The organism is Azohydromonas lata NBRC 102462, assembly GCF_001571085.1.
GTDB lineage: Bacteria > Pseudomonadota > Gammaproteobacteria > Burkholderiales > Burkholderiaceae_C > Azohydromonas > Azohydromonas lata.
Window position 1 is genome coordinate 46,741 of the sequence record NZ_BCTC01000028.1, and the last position, 18,266, is coordinate 65,006.

Consider the following 18,266-nt stretch of genomic DNA (forward strand, 5'->3'; position numbering starts at 1 on the left):
CAACACCATTCCTTGGAGGAAAGCGCCATGTCCCGTTTCATCCAGCTCCACGTGCTCACCAGCTACCCGCCCGCCAACCTCAACCGCGATGACACCGGCCGGCCCAAGTCCGCGCTGGTGGGGGGCGCGGTGCGGTTGCGCGTTTCGTCGCAAAGCCTCAAGCGGGCCTGGCGCACCTCCGAGCTGTTCGAAGGCGCGCTGGCCGGCCACCTGGGCACCCGCACCAAGGCCATGGGCAAGGAAGTCTTCAAGGCGCTCAAGGCCGGAGGCATCAGCGACAAGCTGGCGCGCGAGTGGGCCAAGCAGATCGCGCAGCAGTTCGGCAAGCCCAAGTCGGAGAAGAAGACCGAGAACGACGAAGACCTGGAGATCGAACAGCTCGCGCACTTCAGCCCGGAGGAGCGCGAGGCGATAGACGCGCTGGTGAAACGCCTTGTCGAACAGCGCGACGCGCCGCCGACCAGCGACGAGCTTCACCTGCTGGTCAAGCCCCGCCGCGCCGTGGACATCGCCATGTTCGGCCGCATGCTGGCCGACGCCGCGGAGTTCAACGTCGAGGCCGCCGTGCAGGTGTCGCACGCCATCACCGTGCACAAGGCGCCGGTGGAAGACGACTACTTCAGCGCCGTGGACGACCTCAACACCCGCGAACAGACCGGCGCGGGCCACATCGGCGAGCGGGGCTACGGCGCGGGCCTGTTCTACCTGTACCTGTGCATAGACCGCGAACTGCTCAAGGAGAACCTGGGCGGCGACGACGCGCTCACCCAGCGCGCGCTGGCCGCGCTGGTGGAAGCCGTGGCCAAGGTCGCGCCCACCGGCATGCAGAACAGCTTTGCCTCTCGCGCCTACGCCAGCTACGTGCTGGCCGAGAAGGGCCGCCAGCAGCCACGCTCGCTGGTGCAGGCCTTCTACAAGCCCGTGACCGCCTACGGCGAAGAGCGCGACATGCTGACCCAGGCCGTCAATGCGCTGGAGAAGCGCCGCGAGAACTTCGACAAGGTCTATGGCGCCTGCGCGGATGCACGCTGCGCGCTGGACGTGGAGCAAGGCACGGGCTCGATGCAGGAGCTGGTTGCCTTCGTCAGCGAGTAAGCGGCGATGGACCTGCTTCTTTTCCAGCTCCAGGCGCCGCTGGCGTCCTGGGGGGAGCCGGCGGTGGGCGAATTCCGCGGCACGGCCGAGTACCCGTCGCTGTCGGCGCTGATAGGCCTGCTGGGCGCAGCGCTGGGCGTGCGGCGCGACGACGAGGCGGCGCACGCCGCGCTGCGCGACGGCTACCGCTTCGCCATTGGCCTGCAAAGCGGCGGCGAGCTGCTGCGCGACTACCACACCGTGCAGGTGCCGCCGCGCTCGGCGCTCAAGCGCCGCCCGCAGGCCACGCGGCGCGACGAGCTGCGCATGCCCAAGACCGAGCTGAGCACCATCCTCTCCACCCGCGATTACCGGCAAGGCGCCGCCTGCCTGATCGCCGTTCAGGCGCGCGCTGCGGCACCGCACACCCTGCAGGCGCTGGCAGACGCGCTGCGTTGCCCGCGCTGGGTGCTCTACCTGGGCCGCAAAAGCTGCCCGCCTGCTGCCCCGCTCTGGCCTCAGTTGATGAATGAGCCCACGCTGCCGGAAGCTTTCAAGCGCTATTGCACGACGCTGAATGCACTGCGCGCCGAGAAAACCGATGAAGGCAAAGAGCCTGTGCTGGAAGAGGCTGCTCCTGTCATCCGCATCGCCTTCGAAGACGGCATGGACCCCACGCTGCAGGCCGACATCAGCACCGTGCGCAAGGACCGCCTGATCCGCCGCCGCGGCTGGCAGCTCGGTGACCGCACCGAGCACGTGACGTTCATGACACCGGAGAAAGCCCAATGAGCCAGTTCTTCAGCGTGCTCACGCCCGTGCAAGGGCTGGAGCGCGCGGCGGCCCAGGCCTGGGCCGCCGGTCCTTACGCCGAGCACCAATGGCTGTGGCGGCTGTTCCCGGCACCGCCGGGCACGCCGCGGGACTTTCTCTACCGCCGTCGCGACGTGGACGGCCTGCCGCGCTTCTACCTGCTATCGCAGCGCCCGCCGCAGGGCCGCCACGAGTCTTGGCACATCGCCACCTCGGCCTACGACCCCGACGTGCGCGAAGGCGACCGCTTTCGTTTCGAGCTGCGGGCCAACCCGACCATCACGCACAAGGGGCCCAGGCGGTCGCTGCGCCACGACGTGGTGATGGACGTCAAGCGGCGGCTGCTGGCCGAACGGGGCCTGCAGCGCTGGGCGGACTGGCGGGACGACCCGGCCAAGCCCTCGATGCACACCCTGGTGCAGGAGCACTGCACGGCTTGGCTGCGGCAGCGCCAGGAGGCCAACGGCTTCAAGCTGGAGGACGGCACGCTGAGCGTTGAAACCTACGAGCAGCACGAGCACAAGAACGGCGCGCTGCGTTTCACGTCGGTGGACTTCAGTGGCGAGCTGGCCGTGACTGATGCCGCCGCCTTCGGCGCCGTGCTGCGCCGGGGTCTGGGCCATGCCAAGGCCTTCGGCTGCGGGCTGCTGCTGGTGCGCCGCATCGCGGGCAACGACTGAATGAGCACCGGCGCCCCCCTCCCCCCACTGCGCCCCATCCCGCTGCGCGAACGCATCAGCGTTGTCTTCGTGGAGCGCGGCGAGGTGGACATGCTCGATGGCGCCTTCGTGGTGGTGGACGTCACGGGCATACGCACGCACATCCCCGTGGGCGGCGTGGCCTGCATCATGTTGGAGCCGGGCACGCGGGTGTCGCACCGTGCCGCGGCGCTGGCCGCGCGCGTGGGCACGCTGCTGGTGTGGGTGGGCGAGGCGGGGGTGCGGCTGTACTCGGCCGGTCAGCCCGGCGGGGCGCGCTCGGACCGCCTGCTGTACCAGGCGCGGCTGGCGCTGGACGAGGCGCTGCGGCTCAAGGTGGTTCGCAAGATGTACGCGCTGCGCTTTGGCGAGGAGCCCCCGGCGCGGCGCAGCGTGGACCAGTTGCGCGGCATCGAGGGGGCCCGGGTGCGGCGCACCTACCAGTTGCTGGCGCAGCGCTTTGGCGTGAAGTGGAGCGGGCGCGACTACGACCCCGAGTCCTGGGACACCTCCGACCTGCCCAACCGCTGCCTCTCGGCCGCCACCGCGTGCCTGTACGGCGTGACGGAGGCGGCGGTGCTGGCTGCGGGCTATGCGCCGGCGGTGGGCTTCATTCACACGGGCAAGCCGTTGTCGTTCGTGTATGACGTGGCCGACGTCTACAAATTCGAGACCGTTGTGCCGGTGGCGTTCAAGGTGGCTGCGTCCAACCCCGTGGGCAACCCTGAGCGCGCCGTGCGGCTGGCCTGCCGCGACGTATTTCGCCAGACCAAGCTGCTGGAGCGGATCATTCCGGACATCGAGACCATGCTGGCCGCGGGCGAGATCACTCCACCCAAGGCACCGGCCGACGCGGTTGGGCCAGCCTTCGCGGACGACAAGGGAATAGGCGATGCTGGTCATCGTGGTTGAGAACGCCCCGCCGCGCCTGCGCGGCCGGCTGGCGGTATGGCTGCTGGAAGTGCGCGCGGGCGTGTACGTGGGCAACTACGGCCGCAAGGTGCGCGAGCACATCTGGAGCCAGGTGGAGGAAGGCCTGGAGGACGGCAACGCCGTGCTGGTGTGGCGCAGCACGGCCGAGGCTGGCTACGAATTCAAGACGCTGGGCGCCAACCGGCGCATGCCGGTGGATTTCGATGGTGTGCAGCTCGTGAGCTTCCACCCGCCGTCGCCCGGCAACGCTCCTTAACAACTTGATCTACATCAGGCGTTTTTTCGGTAGCTCCGAAGCGGGGCAAAAACACCTTTAAAATCAACGGGTTAGAGATAGAGTATTTCCCGCGCGAGCGGGGATAAACCGCGATCCGCTAGAAATAGGCCGAATAATTGCAAGTATTTCCCGCGCGAGCGGGGATAAACCGAAATGTTATTGCGCATGGGGTACATTCCGCACGTATTTCCCGCGCGAGCGGGGATAAACCGGTATTGGTCGATCCAATCGGGCCGCTTGAACTGTATTTCCCGCGCGAGCGGGGATAAACCGCCGTCGGTGCTGTAGCCAAAGAGCCTGTCGCAGTATTTCCCGCGCGAGCGGGGATAAACCGCCGCTCAGATGATCGAGAAGATGCGCTTCGGCGTATTTCCCGCGCGAGCGGGGATAAACCGGACCAGGCGGCCACGCTGCGCGCCAGCCGCCCGTATTTCCCGCGCGAGCGGGGATAAACCGACGGCCTTGATGACGTAGGGGCCGACCATCCAGTATTTCCCGCGCGAGCGGGGATAAACCGGAACACATCGCCCGCAACCACGAGCACCTGAAGTATTTCCCGCGCGAGCGGGGATAAACCGCCTGCTACGCGATTCTTCGCACTGCCAAGCTCGTATTTCCCGCGCGAGCGGGGATAAACCGCTAGTCGGCATGATGGAAACGCTCACCTTGCAGTATTTCCCGCGCGAGCGGGGATAAACCGGCCGCGTGGCGTCAGCCGGACGACGCCTCCCAGTATTTCCCGCGCGAGCGGGGATAAACCGACCGTGGAGATTCGCACGCAGGACGATATGGCGTATTTCCCGCGCGAGCGGGGATAAACCGGACAGCGCTTGCAATTGCGCCAGCGTCATACCGTATTTCCCGCGCGAGCGGGGATAAACCGACAAATAAAGAAAACGCGTCCGGTGCGGAATCGTATTTCCCGCGCGAGCGGGGATAAACCGTTTAATGTTCATTTTCAAGCCCTTAGTAAATCGTATTTCCCGCGCGAGCGGGGATAAACCGATTTGCCATATAGCCCTGACGTGGCGCTTGATGTATTTCCCGCGCGAGCGGGGATAAACCGTATTCCCGGCCGATTTCGAACGCATCGGCAGCGTATTTCCCGCGCGAGCGGGGATAAACCTAAATGCAATCCTTTCGTCTGCCGTCAATAAACGTATTTCCCGCGCGAGCGGGGATAAACCGTGTCGGGCGTACCGAAACATGACGTGTGAATCGTATTTCCCGCGCGAGCGGGGATAAACCGCCTGTCGCTGGCGCAATTGCAAGCGCTGTCGGGTATTTCCCGCGCGAGCGGGGATAAACCGAGTCGAGCAGACTGCCAAGAAATCCCGTAATTGTATTTCCCGCGCGAGCGGGGATAAACCGCAATCGTGAATCAGGCTGCCGGTCGCGACATTGTATTTCCCGCGCGAGCGGGGATAAACCGACGCTGCGTGAGACTTTGATCATGTCGCGTTCGTATTTCCCGCGCGAGCGGGGATAAACCGCCGACTTACTGGGACGGGATTGATCTCGTAGCGTATTTCCCGCGCGAGCGGGGATAAACCCACAAGTGCGGCTTCGTTGGGGGCGCTGGATTCGTATTTCCCGCGCGAGCGGGGATAAACCGCTTGTGCAGCGTCTCAACCTTGAGTGGGAACGGTATTTCCCGCGCGAGCGGGGATAAACCCGTGTTGCACACCGTGCGCCTCCAAAAGCTGGGCGTATTTCCCGCGCGAGCGGGGATAAACCCCGATCAATCCAGGGCCCCCAAGGGGGCCTGACGTATTTCCCGCGCGAGCGGGGATAAACCGGGCGACGAGGTGCGTGATGGCCTGACGTCGCTGTATTTCCCGCGCGAGCGGGGATAAACCGGAAGAGGCGGTTTCGCGGGTCGACAGACAGACGTATTTCCCGCGCGAGCGGGGATAAACCGCTCGCGCACATGATCTACCCGCGCGACGACGGCGTATTTCCCGCGCGAGCGGGGATAAACCGTTGTGAATGCCGCTGCCCGTGAAGCCGGTCATGTATTTCCCGCGCGAGCGGGGATAAACCGCGCAGGCCTGCCAGCAGCGCCTCAGTGCAGCCGTATTTCCCGCGCGAGCGGGGATAAACCGGTGAGCAGGCGCTGCTGCAGCACGAGTACACGGTATTTCCCGCGCGAGCGGGGATAAACCGGACGGATGCCATGGACAACCAACCCCGTGAAGGTATTTCCCGCGCGAGCGGGGATAAACCGCTCGACAACGGCGGTACCGTTTTCCGTCCCGGGTATTTCCCGCGCGAGCGGGGATAAACCGTGTGCGAGCCGTTTTAAAAATGGCTTAGGGCTGGTATTTCCCGCGCGAGCGGGGATAAACCGGATTGGAGTCGGCCACGACAACATCAGACCCCGGTATTTCCCGCGCGAGCGGGGATAAACCGAGGAACCGGATTTTCACGAAGAACACGCCGACGTATTTCCCGCGCGAGCGGGGATAAACCGCAGGAGCTGTCGTCGGGCATGACGACCAGCACGTATTTCCCGCGCGAGCGGGGATAAACCGGAACTGGAGCGGCAGGTTGAGGCGCAGCGAGAGTATTTCCCGCGCGAGCGGGGATAAACCGAGTACCGGCGCGGTGCCGGCGGGCGGTGGGGCGTATTTCCCGCGCGAGCGGGGATAAACCGGAGCACTGACTCATGTCATCCAAATCTGTTGAGTATTTCCCGCGCGAGCGGGGATAAACCGCCCAGCATCTTGGTCAGCGCGTCTTCCAGGCCGTATTTCCCGCGCGAGCGGGGATAAACCGCGACTCATGGCTGCCCTGCTCGCGGAGCTGCAGTATTTCCCGCGCGAGCGGGGATAAACCGCGTATTTCGAAACTGTCCAAAATCCCCGCGACGTATTTCCCGCGCGAGCGGGGATAAACCGTTGGGCGGTGGGGGTGGTCATGGGAGTGGGATGTATTTCCCGCGCGAGCGGGGATAAACCGGCATGCCCGGAATGCGGATGAAAATCCAATAAGTATTTCCCGCGCGAGCGGGGATAAACCGGTGGACGATGCGGACCCGCTGGCCTCGTTGGAGTATTTCCCGCGCGAGCGGGGATAAACCGTCATAGGACGGTTGCCGCACCCGACAAACACGGTATTTCCCGCGCGAGCGGGGATAAACCGTACACGCACGGGTGGCACATGGACGCCATCTCGTATTTCCCGCGCGAGCGGGGATAAACCGCAGCTCTGCGGACTACGCGGCGGCGTGGTCTTGTATTTCCCGCGCGAGCGGGGATAAACCGGGCAGGCATGACGCTCGAAGAATCATTTTCGGCGTATTTCCCGCGCGAGCGGGGATAAACCGCACCAAGTCCCTGAAGAACATTCGTTAGTGCAGTATTTCCCGCGCGAGCGGGGATAAACCGGCGCCCGGCTCACGCCCTGGTTCGACCCAGCGGTATTTCCCGCGCGAGCGGGGATAAACCGGCTTACGAGTACGGACGAATGGTCGTCAACAAGTATTTCCCGCGCGAGCGGGGATAAACCGTCGGCCGCCAGGCCGTACAGGTGCGCTGAGGAGTATTTCCCGCGCGAGCGGGGATAAACCGCGGTAAAGACTGCTGTTTTTGTAGGCAACCAGTATTTCCCGCGCGAGCGGGGATAAACCGGCCATCCTCGGTGGCGTGGGCGAGGTTGCTGCGTATTTCCCGCGCGAGCGGGGATAAACCGCTCAACGGCCTGGCATCAGGCTCTGTGGCTGCGTATTTCCCGCGCGAGCGGGGATAAACCGAGGTGTGAATGGTGCGGTAGGTCATACGTCTTTGTATTTCCCGCGCGAGCGGGGATAAACCACGCATCCAGTAAGCCAACTGCTCCGTGAGCACGTATTTCCCGCGCGAGCGGGGATAAACCGGCAAAGAAGCCGCGCAAGCCTCGTACTTGATGGTATTTCCCGCGCGAGCGGGGATAAACCGTTCGCGTCATTGCTGAAGAATTAGCCCGCGCCGTATTTCCCGCGCGAGCGGGGATAAACCGGCAGACATTACCCGCGCCGGGGCGGCGCAGAAGTATTTCCCGCGCGAGCGGGGATAAACCGTCTGGTGTGTACCGGGTGTTATCGGCGAGCTTGTATTTCCCGCGCGAGCGGGGATAAACCGGCGCTCGTCAGGCATTGCCGTGCTCCTCAGGCGTATTTCCCGCGCGAGCGGGGATAAACCTCACAGCGACAGTGGACAACCCGCTGCGCCGCGGTATTTCCCGCGCGAGCGGGGATAAACCGTCCGAGGTGGAGTGCATGCCGCCGCTGCTGCGGTATTTCCCGCGCGAGCGGGGATAAACCGGTGTTTCCACCACCGATTTGGAATGACAGCCCGTATTTCCCGCGCGAGCGGGGATAAACCGCCCTGCATGGGGCCCACGTCGCCGGTCTTGAGGTATTTCCCGCGCGAGCGGGGATAAACCGTGGTTGCCGACGCATGGAAGGACGCGCACGACGTATTTCCCGCGCGAGCGGGGATAAGCCGAACGCCAGGCGGTCCAACTCCAGCAGCACGCAGCATTTCCCGCGCGAACGGGAATAAACCGGGTCAGCATTACTTGGCGCAGGATTCGTGCCGGCATTTCCCACGCGAGTGGGGATAAACCGCTGTGGCAGCTTTCATATCAACTGGCGGCAATGCATTTCCCGCGCGAACGGGGATAAACCTTGCACCGGCACATCCAGGTCCACGGCCACGGCTACGGCGTATTTCCCGCGCGAGCGTACTGCTGTCCGGGGAAAACGTAACGATTGCCGAACAGGGCTGTAGGCCGAAGAAAAACCGCCGTCATCCCGGCGAAGGCCGGGATTCACGCGCATCAAGGTGCTGGCGTGAAACCTGTTGGCACGCCGCGGTGCACAACGGGGCGATATCTCGGTACTCGTGGATTCCGGCCTTCGCCGGAATGACGACTCTTTTTCTTGCAGCCCGCACCCGTAGCACTCGTAGTGCTTGATTGAGCAGGGTGCCGGTCATCGTTCGTTTTCCCCGGACAGCGGTGCGCGCAAGCGGGAATAAACCGTAGAACTCGGGCCTGTCCGTCGAGAAGTGCGTGTATTTCCCGCGCGAGCGGGGACAAGTCGGGCTGCGCCACCGCTGCCACCACGCTCAGAAATATTTCTCACGCAAGTGCTCTGCTGCCCGGGCAACGCCTGGGGTTTCCGCACCCCAAAGGCCACAGTTATCGGGGCTCTGGATCAGTATTGGTGGATGCCCGCTTTCGCGGGCATGACGGGTCAGGGGGTGGTTAAGGATTGGCTGACGAGATGCGTCAAATCACCGCAAGCCAAAATACCCTGATGCCTGGACATGAAACATTCAGGCGCTTATACAGCCCAGCAGCCTGAATTTCCCTGGCACAAGCTCACAACGGGCTTTCCACGCAGGCCAGCAACCGCGCCGTCTTATCGCCCTCTGAACACCGCTGCCCGCTTCTCCTGCCAGGCCCGCACGCCCTCGCGCAAATCCTCCGAGGCGTTGACGTGGGCGATGTCGGCGGCCAGGGCCGCTTCGTCCAGCGCGCCACGGCCCATGGCGTTTAGGTGGCGCTTCATGCCCAGTAGAGCCAGCGGCGCCATGCCGGCCAGGCGGTCGCACCAGGCCTGGCCCACTTCGGCCAGGGCCTGCGGCTCCACCATGCGGTCCAGGTAGCCCAGGGACAGCATCTGCGACGCCTCGAACTTCTCCGCCGCCAGCAGGATGCGCCGCGCCATCGGCAGCCCCAGCCGCGCCACGTAGCGCTCCATGCCGCCCCGGTAGAACAGCAGCCCAAGCTGCGCCGCGGGCACGAACATCTCCGCGGCCGTGGTGCCGATGCGGAAGTCGCAGGCCAGCGCCAAATCCGTGGCGCCGCCGTACAGGCCGCCGTTGATCACCGCCACCGTCACCGGGCGCGCGGCCTCCAGCGCCGCGGCCAGGGCCTCGAAACTCTCGGCGGCGTTGGTGATGTGCTCGCCCGCGTCGCCCAGGTTGAAACCGCTGCAGAAGTGCCGGCCCAGCCCCTGCAGCCGCAGCACCAGCACTTCGGGACGGGCGTTCACCTCGGCCAGGTGCGCCTGCAACACCTCCAGGTCCGACAGCTCCAGCCGGTTGGCCACCGCCGGGCGGCGCAGCGTGATGGTGGCCACCGCGCCCTCGACATACAGCGCTGGCGGCAGCGCGACGGGGCCGCCTTCGGCTGCGGGATGGTCGGCGGAGAAAGATGCGGGCGGGGAGGAAGGCTCGTGCGTGCTCATGCTCGGTGCGGGCTGCGGCTCAGTGGTAGCGCCCGCAACGGCTTGGGAGGCGCGTCCTGCGCTTGGGCCGCCGAGGGCAGTTGTGATGATACGCACCGGCGTTGGCGGGGAGCTGATGTTGGTGCTATGCGACCCCAGCCGCCTCGCACGCCTTGCGCGCGCGCCATTCCCAGCCGCGCTTACGCGGCGCCCGCGTTGAGCCTGAACGAGCCCACCACGCCCAGCAGCTGTGCGGCCTGCTGGTTGAGGCTGTCGGCGGACGCGGCGCTTTCTTCCACCAGCGCGGCGTTCTGTTGCGTCACGTGGTCCAGTTGCGCAATGGCCTCGCTGACCTGGCTGATGCCCTGGCCCTGCTCGTTGCTGGCGGAGCTGATCTCGTTGATCAGGTCGCTCACGCGCTTCACCTGCGTCACGAGGTCGCTCATGCTGCGCCCGGCATCGCCCACCAGGCGCGAGCCGGCCTCCACCTTCTCCACGCTCTGGCCAATGAGGGTCTTGATCTCCTTGGCCGCCTCCGCGCTGCGCTGCGCCAGGCTGCGCACCTCGCCCGCGACCACCGCAAAGCCCCGGCCCTGCTCGCCCGCGCGCGCGGCTTCCACCGCGGCATTGAGCGCCAGGATGTTGGTCTGGAAGGCGATGCCGTCAATCGTCCCGATGATGTCGGCAATGCGGCGCGAGCCGGTGCTGATCTCTTCCATGGTCGCCACCACGCGGCCCATCACCTCGCCGCCCTGCTCCGCGGCCTGGCTGGCACTGCCGGCCAGTTGCGTGGCCATGTTGGCGGTGTCGGCGTTTTGCTTCACCGTGGAGGTGAGCTGCTCCATGGCCGCCGCCGTTTCCTGCAGGTTGCTGGCCTGCTGCTCGGTACGCTGGCTCAGGTCGGCGTTACCGCTGGAGATCTGCGCGCTGCCCGTGGCGATGGACTCGCTGCCGTGGCGCACCTGCGTGACGATGCGCGTGAGGCTTTCGTTCATGTCGCGCAGCGCGCCCAGCAGCTCGCCGGTCTCGTCCCCGCGCTGAACGTCTATGCGCGCGGTCAGGTCGCCCGCGGCCACGGTGCGCGCCACCTGCACGGCCTGGTGCAGCGGCGCGGTGATGGAGCGCGTGAGCCCCCACGCCAGCCCCATGCCCACCAGCAGCGCCACGGCGCCCACTGCCAGCATCAGCATGCGCGAGGCGGCGATGCTGTCGGACAGGCCGTTGGCGCTGTCCTTCACCAGCGCCTGCTGCCGCACATGCAGCGCCTCCACGTGCTCCTGCAGCACGTCGATGGCGGGCAGCGTTTCGTCCATCAGCAGCCGGTTGGCCTCGTCGCGCCGGCCCGCGGCCAGCAGCTCCGACACCTTGCCGAACGAGCCCACGTAGGCCACGCGCGCCTCCTTGACCTTGCCGACGAGCGCCTTGCCCTCGGGCAAGTAGGCCAGCCGCTCCAGCGTCTCCAGCGACTCCGTCACCTTCTTCTTGTTGAAGGCGATCATCTGGCGGATCTTGTCGGCGTGCGCCTCGTCGCGCGCGAAGAACAGCTCCATGGTGCGCCGGGCATTGGCGCGGGTGTAGGTGTTGAGCGTGGCGGTGGCATCGGCCGTGACCATGTCCACCTCCACGGTGCGGCGCGCGGCGGCATCGGCTTGGTTGAGGCTGAGCACGGCCGTGCCCACGGCCACCAGCAGCAGGGCCAGGACAACGGCAAATCCGAGCCCCAGCCGCGTGCCGAGGCGAAGCTTGTTCAGGAAGTTCATGGAGGGAATCGAGGAGCCGACGCAGCTGGCCGCCGGCGGCTAGGCGCCGGGCAGCACAAAACCGTCAGCGGTCAAAAGAAGGCGGAGTGCGCCTGACCATCGGGTTAACCCAGGGGCAATTGAGCCGCCGACACAACTTAGATACAAACTCAGCATGCATACCGTGTGGGAATTCACGCAGACCGCGCCCCTGTGAGACGCGCAGACAGCGCCGCGGGTGCTTGCCCACCGTGCGCCGCCGCCAGTTCCGCGGGCACGGCCTCGTGCCAGGAAGTCGGATACCCGGCGCACCAGCCGGTTGCCGTGGATCTCGCGGTGCACGGCCATACGGCTCGCACCTGCCAGAAGCACTTGCCCCCCTGCCGTCAACGCCGCTGGACGCCGCGCTGACGGAAACCGTGAAATCCGCCGCATTGGCGGGCGGCACGTTGCCGGCTGTGGCGCACCGCACGATTTGAGTCAGCGTGGCGTAACGCGGCGCCGCGGAGACTGTTGCTTCTTTGCGCAACACGGGACGCCGGCAACACGGGCGTCCGCCTTGAACGTCATGGCTGCCCGCTGGTTTCTTCCCTTACGCACCGTGCCCGCGCAAAGCCGCGCGCTGCGCGTGCTGACGCTTCCTCATGCCGGTGCGCCGCTGCGTTGCTATCGCTGGCTGGAGGGCTGCGTGGGCGACGACGTGGAGCTGTGGACGGTAGCGCTGCCTGGCCGCGGCAAGCGCCGCGCCGAGGAGGCGCACACGAGCGTGCACAGCATCGTGGAGGCGCTGGCCGACGAGCTGCCGGCGCTGGCCGAGGAGCCGTATGTGCTGTACGGCCACAGCATGGGGGCGCTGTTGGCGTTTGAGCTGGCGCGTGTGGCGCGCCGTCGCGGCTTGGCGTTGCCGGTGGCGCTGCTGCTCTCCGGCGCACGCTCGCCCGAGAGCTTCCTGATTCCGCAAGACCCGCCCTGCAGCCAATGGCCGCAGGGCAAGTTGGTGGACCACTTGCGCGCGTTGGGCGGCGTGGCGCCGGAGCTGCTGGCCTACGGCGAGCTGCTGGAGCTGTTCTTGCCGGCGGTGCGGGCCGACTACGCGCTGTGCGAGCGCTACGAGCCGCGGGCCGAGCCGCCCTTGCCGGTGGCGATGGCGCTGATGAGCGGCACCGAAGACCGGGACGTGGACGACGAGTCCCTGACCGCCTGGGGCGCACATGCGACGGGCCCGGTGGTGATGCGCAAGTTTTTGGGCGACCGCTTCTTCATCAACGGCCACCGCCGGGAGCTGCCGGCCTTCGTGACCACGCTGCTGCAGCACTGCAAGGCGGGCCAGGTGAAAACCTGGAACGCGGACGCCGGCGGCCCCGCGCCGGGCATGCAACCCGGCTGACCCAACCCCCGGCAATCACTTGTAGGAGGCCCGCTCGCGGGCCGAATGGCCGGCCGATTCCATATTTGCGCTGGCCCAAAATCCGCCGCCCCAGCAAATCTCCACGCGGCCACGGCCGTGTTTGCGAATACCCGCTGCAAGCCGCCCCGCCGCGGCATTCACCGCATTGTCATTCCCGCGCAGGCGGCCCTCAAACTGGCCGCGAACTGCGTTTTTGAAAAACCAACCCGCGCCCGTTTCCCCAGACACGCACCGCGCCCCATTACGTCATACCCGCGAAAGCGGGTATCCACGAGTGCTAGTTCAGCGGCCCTGGATATCGCTCATGGGCGATGAATGCTTTGGCAAGTTTCCACGGCTGCCTATTCGGCAGTGAACGGTCATCAGCGGGCGGTCGTTGCTTTGACGGTTTTCTCAGCTACCTATTCGGCAGTGAACACCCACAGCTCGAAGCCCAGCACCGGGATGATTTTCTCAGCTACCTATTCGGCAGTGAACCGTGGATCTGCTGCTTGATCGCTGCATAGATCTTTCTCAGCTACCTATTCGGCAGTGAACTACATGCCCGAGTGGACTCGCGGCAACGTCAATTTCTCAGCTACCTATTCGGCAGTGAACAAAGGAAATGCTAGAGCGAGGACCCGAGTATTTTTCTCAGCTACCTATTCGGCAGTGAACGTCGACCGCGAGAAGCTCCGCGAGTGAACGCATTTCTCAGCTACCTATTCGGCAGTGAACGTAGTGGCCTCCTCACCGGCCTGTTGTCCGCATTTCTCAGCTACCTATTCGGCAGTGAACAGCGACTCCGCCGGCGTGGACGTCATCAACCATTTCTCAGCTACCTATTCGGCAGTGAACACGGGCAACCAACTTTTGACGGTGGGCGCCGTTTTCTCAGCTACCTATTCGGCAGTGAACCTGGACCTCGTGGCCGCGCCCAAGGCCCTCAATTTCTCAGCTACCTATTCGGCAGTGAACCCACCGTCGGCCTTGCGCAGCTTCCAACTGCTTTTCTCAGCTACCTATTCGGCAGTGAACGTCGGACGTGGTGGGCCGCGAGCACCTCGCATTTTCTCAGCTACCTATTCGGCAGTGAACGCAATAACGGCGCTGGGTCGAAACATTCTGACTTTCTCAGCTACCTATTCGGCAGTGAACTTGGCCAGCACCTCGCGCAGTGACTGCGCATATTTCTCAGCTACCTATTCGGCAGTGAACGTTGGCCCGGACTTTCGTCACCAGAGCATCAATTTCTCAGCTACCTATTCGGCAGTGAACTTCAGCCACGGCGGCACGCTGCGCGCGCTGGTTTTCTCAGCTACCTATTCGGCAGTGAACAGCCGCTGGATGCGCACGCTGGAGACCTACCATTTCTCAGCTACCTATTCGGCAGTGAACGGGCCCACCTTGGCCTTCTCGGCCTTGACCTTTTTCTCAGCTACCTATTCGGCAGTGAACATTCATGGCCTTGGCCATGTCATATATCGCTGTTTCTCAGCTACCTATTCGGCAGTGAACTGAGAGGACCGCCCCATGTTTGATTTGTTTTGTTTCTCAGCTACCTATTCGGCAGTGAACCGGCAATCAGCAGGTCCTGAGCCGATTTGCTATTTCTCAGCTACCTATTCGGCAGTGAACACCCAGGCGGGCTCAACCTGGCGCACGGCCCATTTCTCAGCTACCTATTCGGCAGTGAACGGTCCACTGCAACTCCAGGCCTTGCATGCCCATTTCTCAGCTACCTATTCGGCAGTGAACGAATTCTGATCACGTCGCCGGCTGCGGGGACCTTTCTCAGCCACCTATTCGGCAGTGAACCAGGTGCACTCGTTGTGACTTGTTGACGCTTTTTTCTCAGTTACCTATTCGGCAGTGAACGCCAGCCGGCGTGACGATGCCGGCAGGGTCCATTTCTCAGCTACCTATTCGGCAGTGAACGCCGGCGCCGAGTTCTGCCCGATCAAATTCCAGTTTCTCAGCTACCTATTCGGCAGTGAACTTCAACCTGCCGGACGTGGGCGGCAAGGGCAATTTCTCAGCTACCTATTCGGCAGTGAACGGGGTCCAGTTGCTGGCCGCCGTCCACCCACTGTTTCTCAGCTACCTATTCGGCAGTGAACAGCGACTTCAGCTTCGAGAAGTGGCTGCGCCTTTTCTCAGCTACCTATTCGGCAGTGAACGACGGCGTGATCTTCCGCCGCCGCGGCGTGATTTTCTCAGCTACCTATTCGGCAGTGAACCACATGAGCACCAGGTGGTTGCCCTTCTCGCCTTTCTCAGCTACCTATTCGGCAGTGAACATTGCGATGACGAACTCGCCCCGGCCGGGCAATTTCTCAGCTACCTATTCGGCAGTGAACCGGCCCCGCATGGTTTTTGGGCTGCCGGACCATTTCTCAGCTACCTATTCGGCAGTGAACGGCGGGAAAACGTGGACCGTCATCCACTCAGATTTCTCAGCTACCTATTCGGCAGTGAACGCGCACTGTCCAAGAGATTGCGGACGTAATAGTTTCTCAGCTACCTATTCGGCAGTGAACGGATCGGTGGCTAGGCGCTCGGCCCGCCGCTGTTTCTCAGCTACCTATTCGGCAGTGAACTCACCCGCGCCGAAGAAATCACCTCGCGCCAGTTTCTCAGCTACCTATTCGGCAGTGAACGACAGCGTGACATTAAAAAGTTCGCTCGCATTTTTCTCAGCTACCTATTCGGCAGTGAACCTGGCACCGGCTTTCCGCCTGCCATTGTCGAAATTTCTCAGCTACCTATTCGGCAGTGAACATCAATGTTCGAGACGAAAAAAAGCCCGCTCAATTTCTCAGCTACCTATTCGGCAGTGAACGGTGTCGGCGAGAAACCCCAGGTCGACCAGCCATTTCTCAGCTACCTATTCGGCAGTGAACAAGTCCTCGGCGTACTCGCCACCGATGTCATATTTCTCAGCTACCTATTCGGCAGTGAACCGTTGATGATGCGGCCGGCAGCCGTCATCACGTTTCTCAGCTACCTATTCGGCAGTGAACGCCGGTCCCGAGTCCGGCGCCACGTGCTGGATTTTCTCAGCTACCTATTCGGCAGTGAACCAACGACCCTGCCGGCGCGACCGGCAAGCAGCTTTCTCAGCTACCTATTCGGCAGTGAACTGCCGCGGCTGCGGCGCGTGCAGGCATCACCAGTTTCTCAGCTACCTATTCGGCAGTGAACCCTTGGCCTTGAAAGGGGTCAGGTAGGCATGGTTTCTCAGCTACCTATTCGGCAGTGAACCAAACCCCGCTCCGCGGCCTGCCTGGCTGAAATTTCTCAGCTACCTATTCGGCAGTGAACTGCCGCGGCTGCGGCGCGTGCAGGCATCACCAGTTTCTCAGCTACCTATTCGGCAGTGAACGCGGACATGGAGGATTACGCCCGCTCCGCGCTTTTCTCAGCTACCTATTCGGCAGTGAACGACCGGCCGGTTAATGCCCGCCGCGATCAATTTTTCTCAGCTACCTATTCGGCAGTGAACACGTTGCGCGAGGGCGAGCGAGCCGCACACGATTTCTCAGCTACCTATTCGGCAGTGAACCAGCACTTCCACGGCTTCACGGTGGACGTAAATTTCTCAGCTACCTATTCGGCAGTGAACCAAGCCCAGCAGCAACCCGGCAAACGGCCGCTTTTCTCAGCTACCTATTCGGCAGTGAACGCCAAGGCGGCCGGGCACAAGCTGTTCTTCAACTTTCTCAGCTACCTATTCGGCAGTGAACTCGTCCGCGCTGAGCATCAGCGTCAATGCCGGTTTCTCAGCTACCTATTCGGCAGTGAACCTGGTGCACGAGGTAGCTCGCCGCCGCGCGGTTTTCTCAGCTACCTATTCGGCAGTGAACGGCGACGTGCGCGCGTGGTGGGTGCAGACGGTTTTCTCAGCTACCTATTCGGCAGTGAACTCCGGGTTCTTGTCGCGCCAGCGCTTGCCAATTTTCTCAGCTACCTATTCGGCAGTGAACGTGCCCAGGTCCACGATGCCCAAGATTTCGTTTTTCTCAGCTACCTATTCGGCAGTGAACGCCATTGCGCCGCCCTCCCTTATGGTTTTCATTTTCTCAGCTACCTATTCGGCAGTGAACAACTTCTACCCTAAGGTCGGCGACTCTGGCGATTTCTCAGCTACCTATTCGGCAGTGAACATGCGCAACTCGGCAAAGGTGGTTTCCTTCAATTTCTCAGCTACCTATTCGGCAGTGAACAGGCAGCGTGTCGATGAACGGACGGGCCGTCAGTTTCTCAGCTACCTATTCGGCAGTGAACGCCGCGATGAGCTTGAACGCCTTTGGCTTGCATTTCTCAGCTACCTATTCGGCAGTGAACCATCTGTGAGCTGCTCCACGACAGCCAGTACTTTTCTCAGCTACCTATTCGGCAGTGAACAGTTCATGGCCATCGTCGAAGCCGTCTGATCATTTCTCAGCTACCTATTCGGCAGTGAACGACCTGGCTCTCCTGGTGTTCAACTGGGACAATTTCTCAGCTACCTATTCGGCAGTGAACAACACCGGCGAGACGCACACGCTGCGCCTGGATTTCTCAGCTACCTATTCGGCAGTGAACCGCCGATCGCGACCGGCTTCACCGTGTCGGCTTTTCTCAGCTACCTATTCGGCAGTGAACTCGCCACGGCGCAGAAGCAGCTTGATGCCACTTTTCTCAGCTACCTATTCGGCAGTGAACTTGAAATCTATCGTTGAATATGGTTTTGCTCCATTTCTCAGCTACCTATTCGGCAGTGAACCACCGCCAGGAGCGACAAAAACATACCCAGAATTTCTCAGCTACCTATTCGGCAGTGAACGCCGGCACCGCCGCAACCGCGGCGCCCAGCGTTTTCTCAGCTACCTATTCGGCAGTGAACAGTCCACCATCGGCGAAAAGCCACCGGCCGCATTTCTCAGCTACCTATTCGGCAGTGAACTGTAAGGGGCGGCCATGGCGGGCTTCTCGTTTTTTCTCAGCTACCTATTCGGCAGTGAACGATCTCGGCGCCCGTGAGCACCACGCCGGCAGTTTCTCAGCTACCTATTCGGCAGTGAACCCGAAGCCCACGATGTCGGCCAGCGTCTCGTATTTCTCAGCTACCTATTCGGCAGTGAAC

The 18,266-nt window shown here is 63.2% G+C and carries 8 protein-coding genes and 2 CRISPR repeat arrays; of the genes, 6 read left to right on the forward strand and 2 right to left on the reverse strand.

Annotated elements, in window-relative coordinates; genetic code table 11:
* The first annotated feature begins 27 nt into the window (after positions 1-27).
* From cas7e to cas2e, 5 genes are read left to right on the forward strand one after another with little or no spacing between them, the layout of a single operon-like run.
* Positions 28-1,095: a type I-E CRISPR-associated protein Cas7/Cse4/CasC gene (cas7e, locus tag ALA01S_RS12230; RefSeq protein WP_066336648.1), complete on the forward strand. Its 1,068-nt coding sequence runs from the start codon at positions 28-30 to the stop codon at positions 1,093-1,095.
* Positions 1,096-1,101: 6 nt separating this feature from the next.
* Positions 1,102-1,866, forward strand: a complete 765-nt coding sequence (gene cas5e, locus ALA01S_RS12235) for a type I-E CRISPR-associated protein Cas5/CasD (RefSeq protein ID WP_066336652.1) — start codon at positions 1,102-1,104, stop codon at positions 1,864-1,866.
* Positions 1,863-2,567, forward strand: a complete 705-nt coding sequence (gene cas6e, locus ALA01S_RS12240; protein WP_066336654.1) for a type I-E CRISPR-associated protein Cas6/Cse3/CasE — start codon at positions 1,863-1,865, stop codon at positions 2,565-2,567. The genes cas5e and cas6e overlap by 4 nt, the downstream gene beginning before the upstream one ends.
* On the forward strand, positions 2,568-3,497 hold the full coding sequence (gene cas1e / locus ALA01S_RS12245; RefSeq protein WP_066336656.1) for a type I-E CRISPR-associated endonuclease Cas1e: 930 nt from the start codon (positions 2,568-2,570) through the stop codon (positions 3,495-3,497).
* Positions 3,478-3,774, forward strand: coding sequence for a type I-E CRISPR-associated endoribonuclease Cas2e (cas2e, locus tag ALA01S_RS12250; protein ID WP_066336658.1), 297 nt, complete (start codon positions 3,478-3,480; stop codon positions 3,772-3,774). The genes cas1e and cas2e overlap by 20 nt, the downstream gene beginning before the upstream one ends.
* A gap of 82 nt (positions 3,775-3,856) precedes the next feature.
* A CRISPR array of direct repeats spans positions 3,857-8,465; the repeat unit is 29 nt; unit sequence GTATTTCCCGCGCGAGCGGGGATAAACCG.
* A gap of 737 nt (positions 8,466-9,202) precedes the next feature.
* Here the strand turns inward: cas2e and ALA01S_RS12255 are convergent.
* The gene (locus ALA01S_RS12255; RefSeq protein ID WP_084267482.1) at positions 9,203-10,033 is read right to left on the reverse strand and encodes an enoyl-CoA hydratase/isomerase family protein; all 831 of its coding nucleotides are present in this window, start codon (positions 10,031-10,033) and stop codon (positions 9,203-9,205) included.
* Positions 10,034-10,212: 179 nt separating this feature from the next.
* Positions 10,213-11,772 (reverse strand): methyl-accepting chemotaxis protein, encoded by a 1,560-nt coding sequence (locus tag ALA01S_RS35320; protein WP_066336660.1) that lies wholly within the window; start codon positions 11,770-11,772, stop codon positions 10,213-10,215.
* A gap of 547 nt (positions 11,773-12,319) precedes the next feature.
* On the opposite strand from ALA01S_RS35320, the gene ALA01S_RS12265 reads away from it, so the two are divergent.
* Positions 12,320-13,138 (forward strand): thioesterase II family protein, encoded by an 819-nt coding sequence (locus ALA01S_RS12265; RefSeq protein WP_066336662.1) that lies wholly within the window; start codon positions 12,320-12,322, stop codon positions 13,136-13,138.
* 350 nt (positions 13,139-13,488) lie between these two features.
* A CRISPR array of direct repeats spans positions 13,489-18,266; the repeat unit is 28 nt; unit sequence TTTCTCAGCTACCTATTCGGCAGTGAAC.

Bases quoted from the DNA above. Each gene is read 5' to 3' on its own strand.
- cas1e (WP_066336656.1), top strand. From the start codon at position 2,568: ATGAGCACCGGCGCCCCCCTCCCCCCACTGCGCCCCATCCCGCTGCGC.
- ALA01S_RS35320 (WP_066336660.1), bottom strand. From the start codon at position 11,772: ATGAACTTCCTGAACAAGCTTCGCCTCGGCACGCGGCTGGGGCTCGGA.
- ALA01S_RS12265 (WP_066336662.1), top strand. From the start codon at position 12,320: ATGGCTGCCCGCTGGTTTCTTCCCTTACGCACCGTGCCCGCGCAAAGC.
- cas5e (WP_066336652.1), top strand. From the start codon at position 1,102: ATGGACCTGCTTCTTTTCCAGCTCCAGGCGCCGCTGGCGTCCTGGGGG.
- cas2e (WP_066336658.1), top strand. From the start codon at position 3,478: ATGCTGGTCATCGTGGTTGAGAACGCCCCGCCGCGCCTGCGCGGCCGG.
- ALA01S_RS12255 (WP_084267482.1), bottom strand. From the start codon at position 10,033: ATGAGCACGCACGAGCCTTCCTCCCCGCCCGCATCTTTCTCCGCCGAC.
- cas6e (WP_066336654.1), top strand. From the start codon at position 1,863: ATGAGCCAGTTCTTCAGCGTGCTCACGCCCGTGCAAGGGCTGGAGCGC.
- cas7e (WP_066336648.1), top strand. From the start codon at position 28: ATGTCCCGTTTCATCCAGCTCCACGTGCTCACCAGCTACCCGCCCGCC.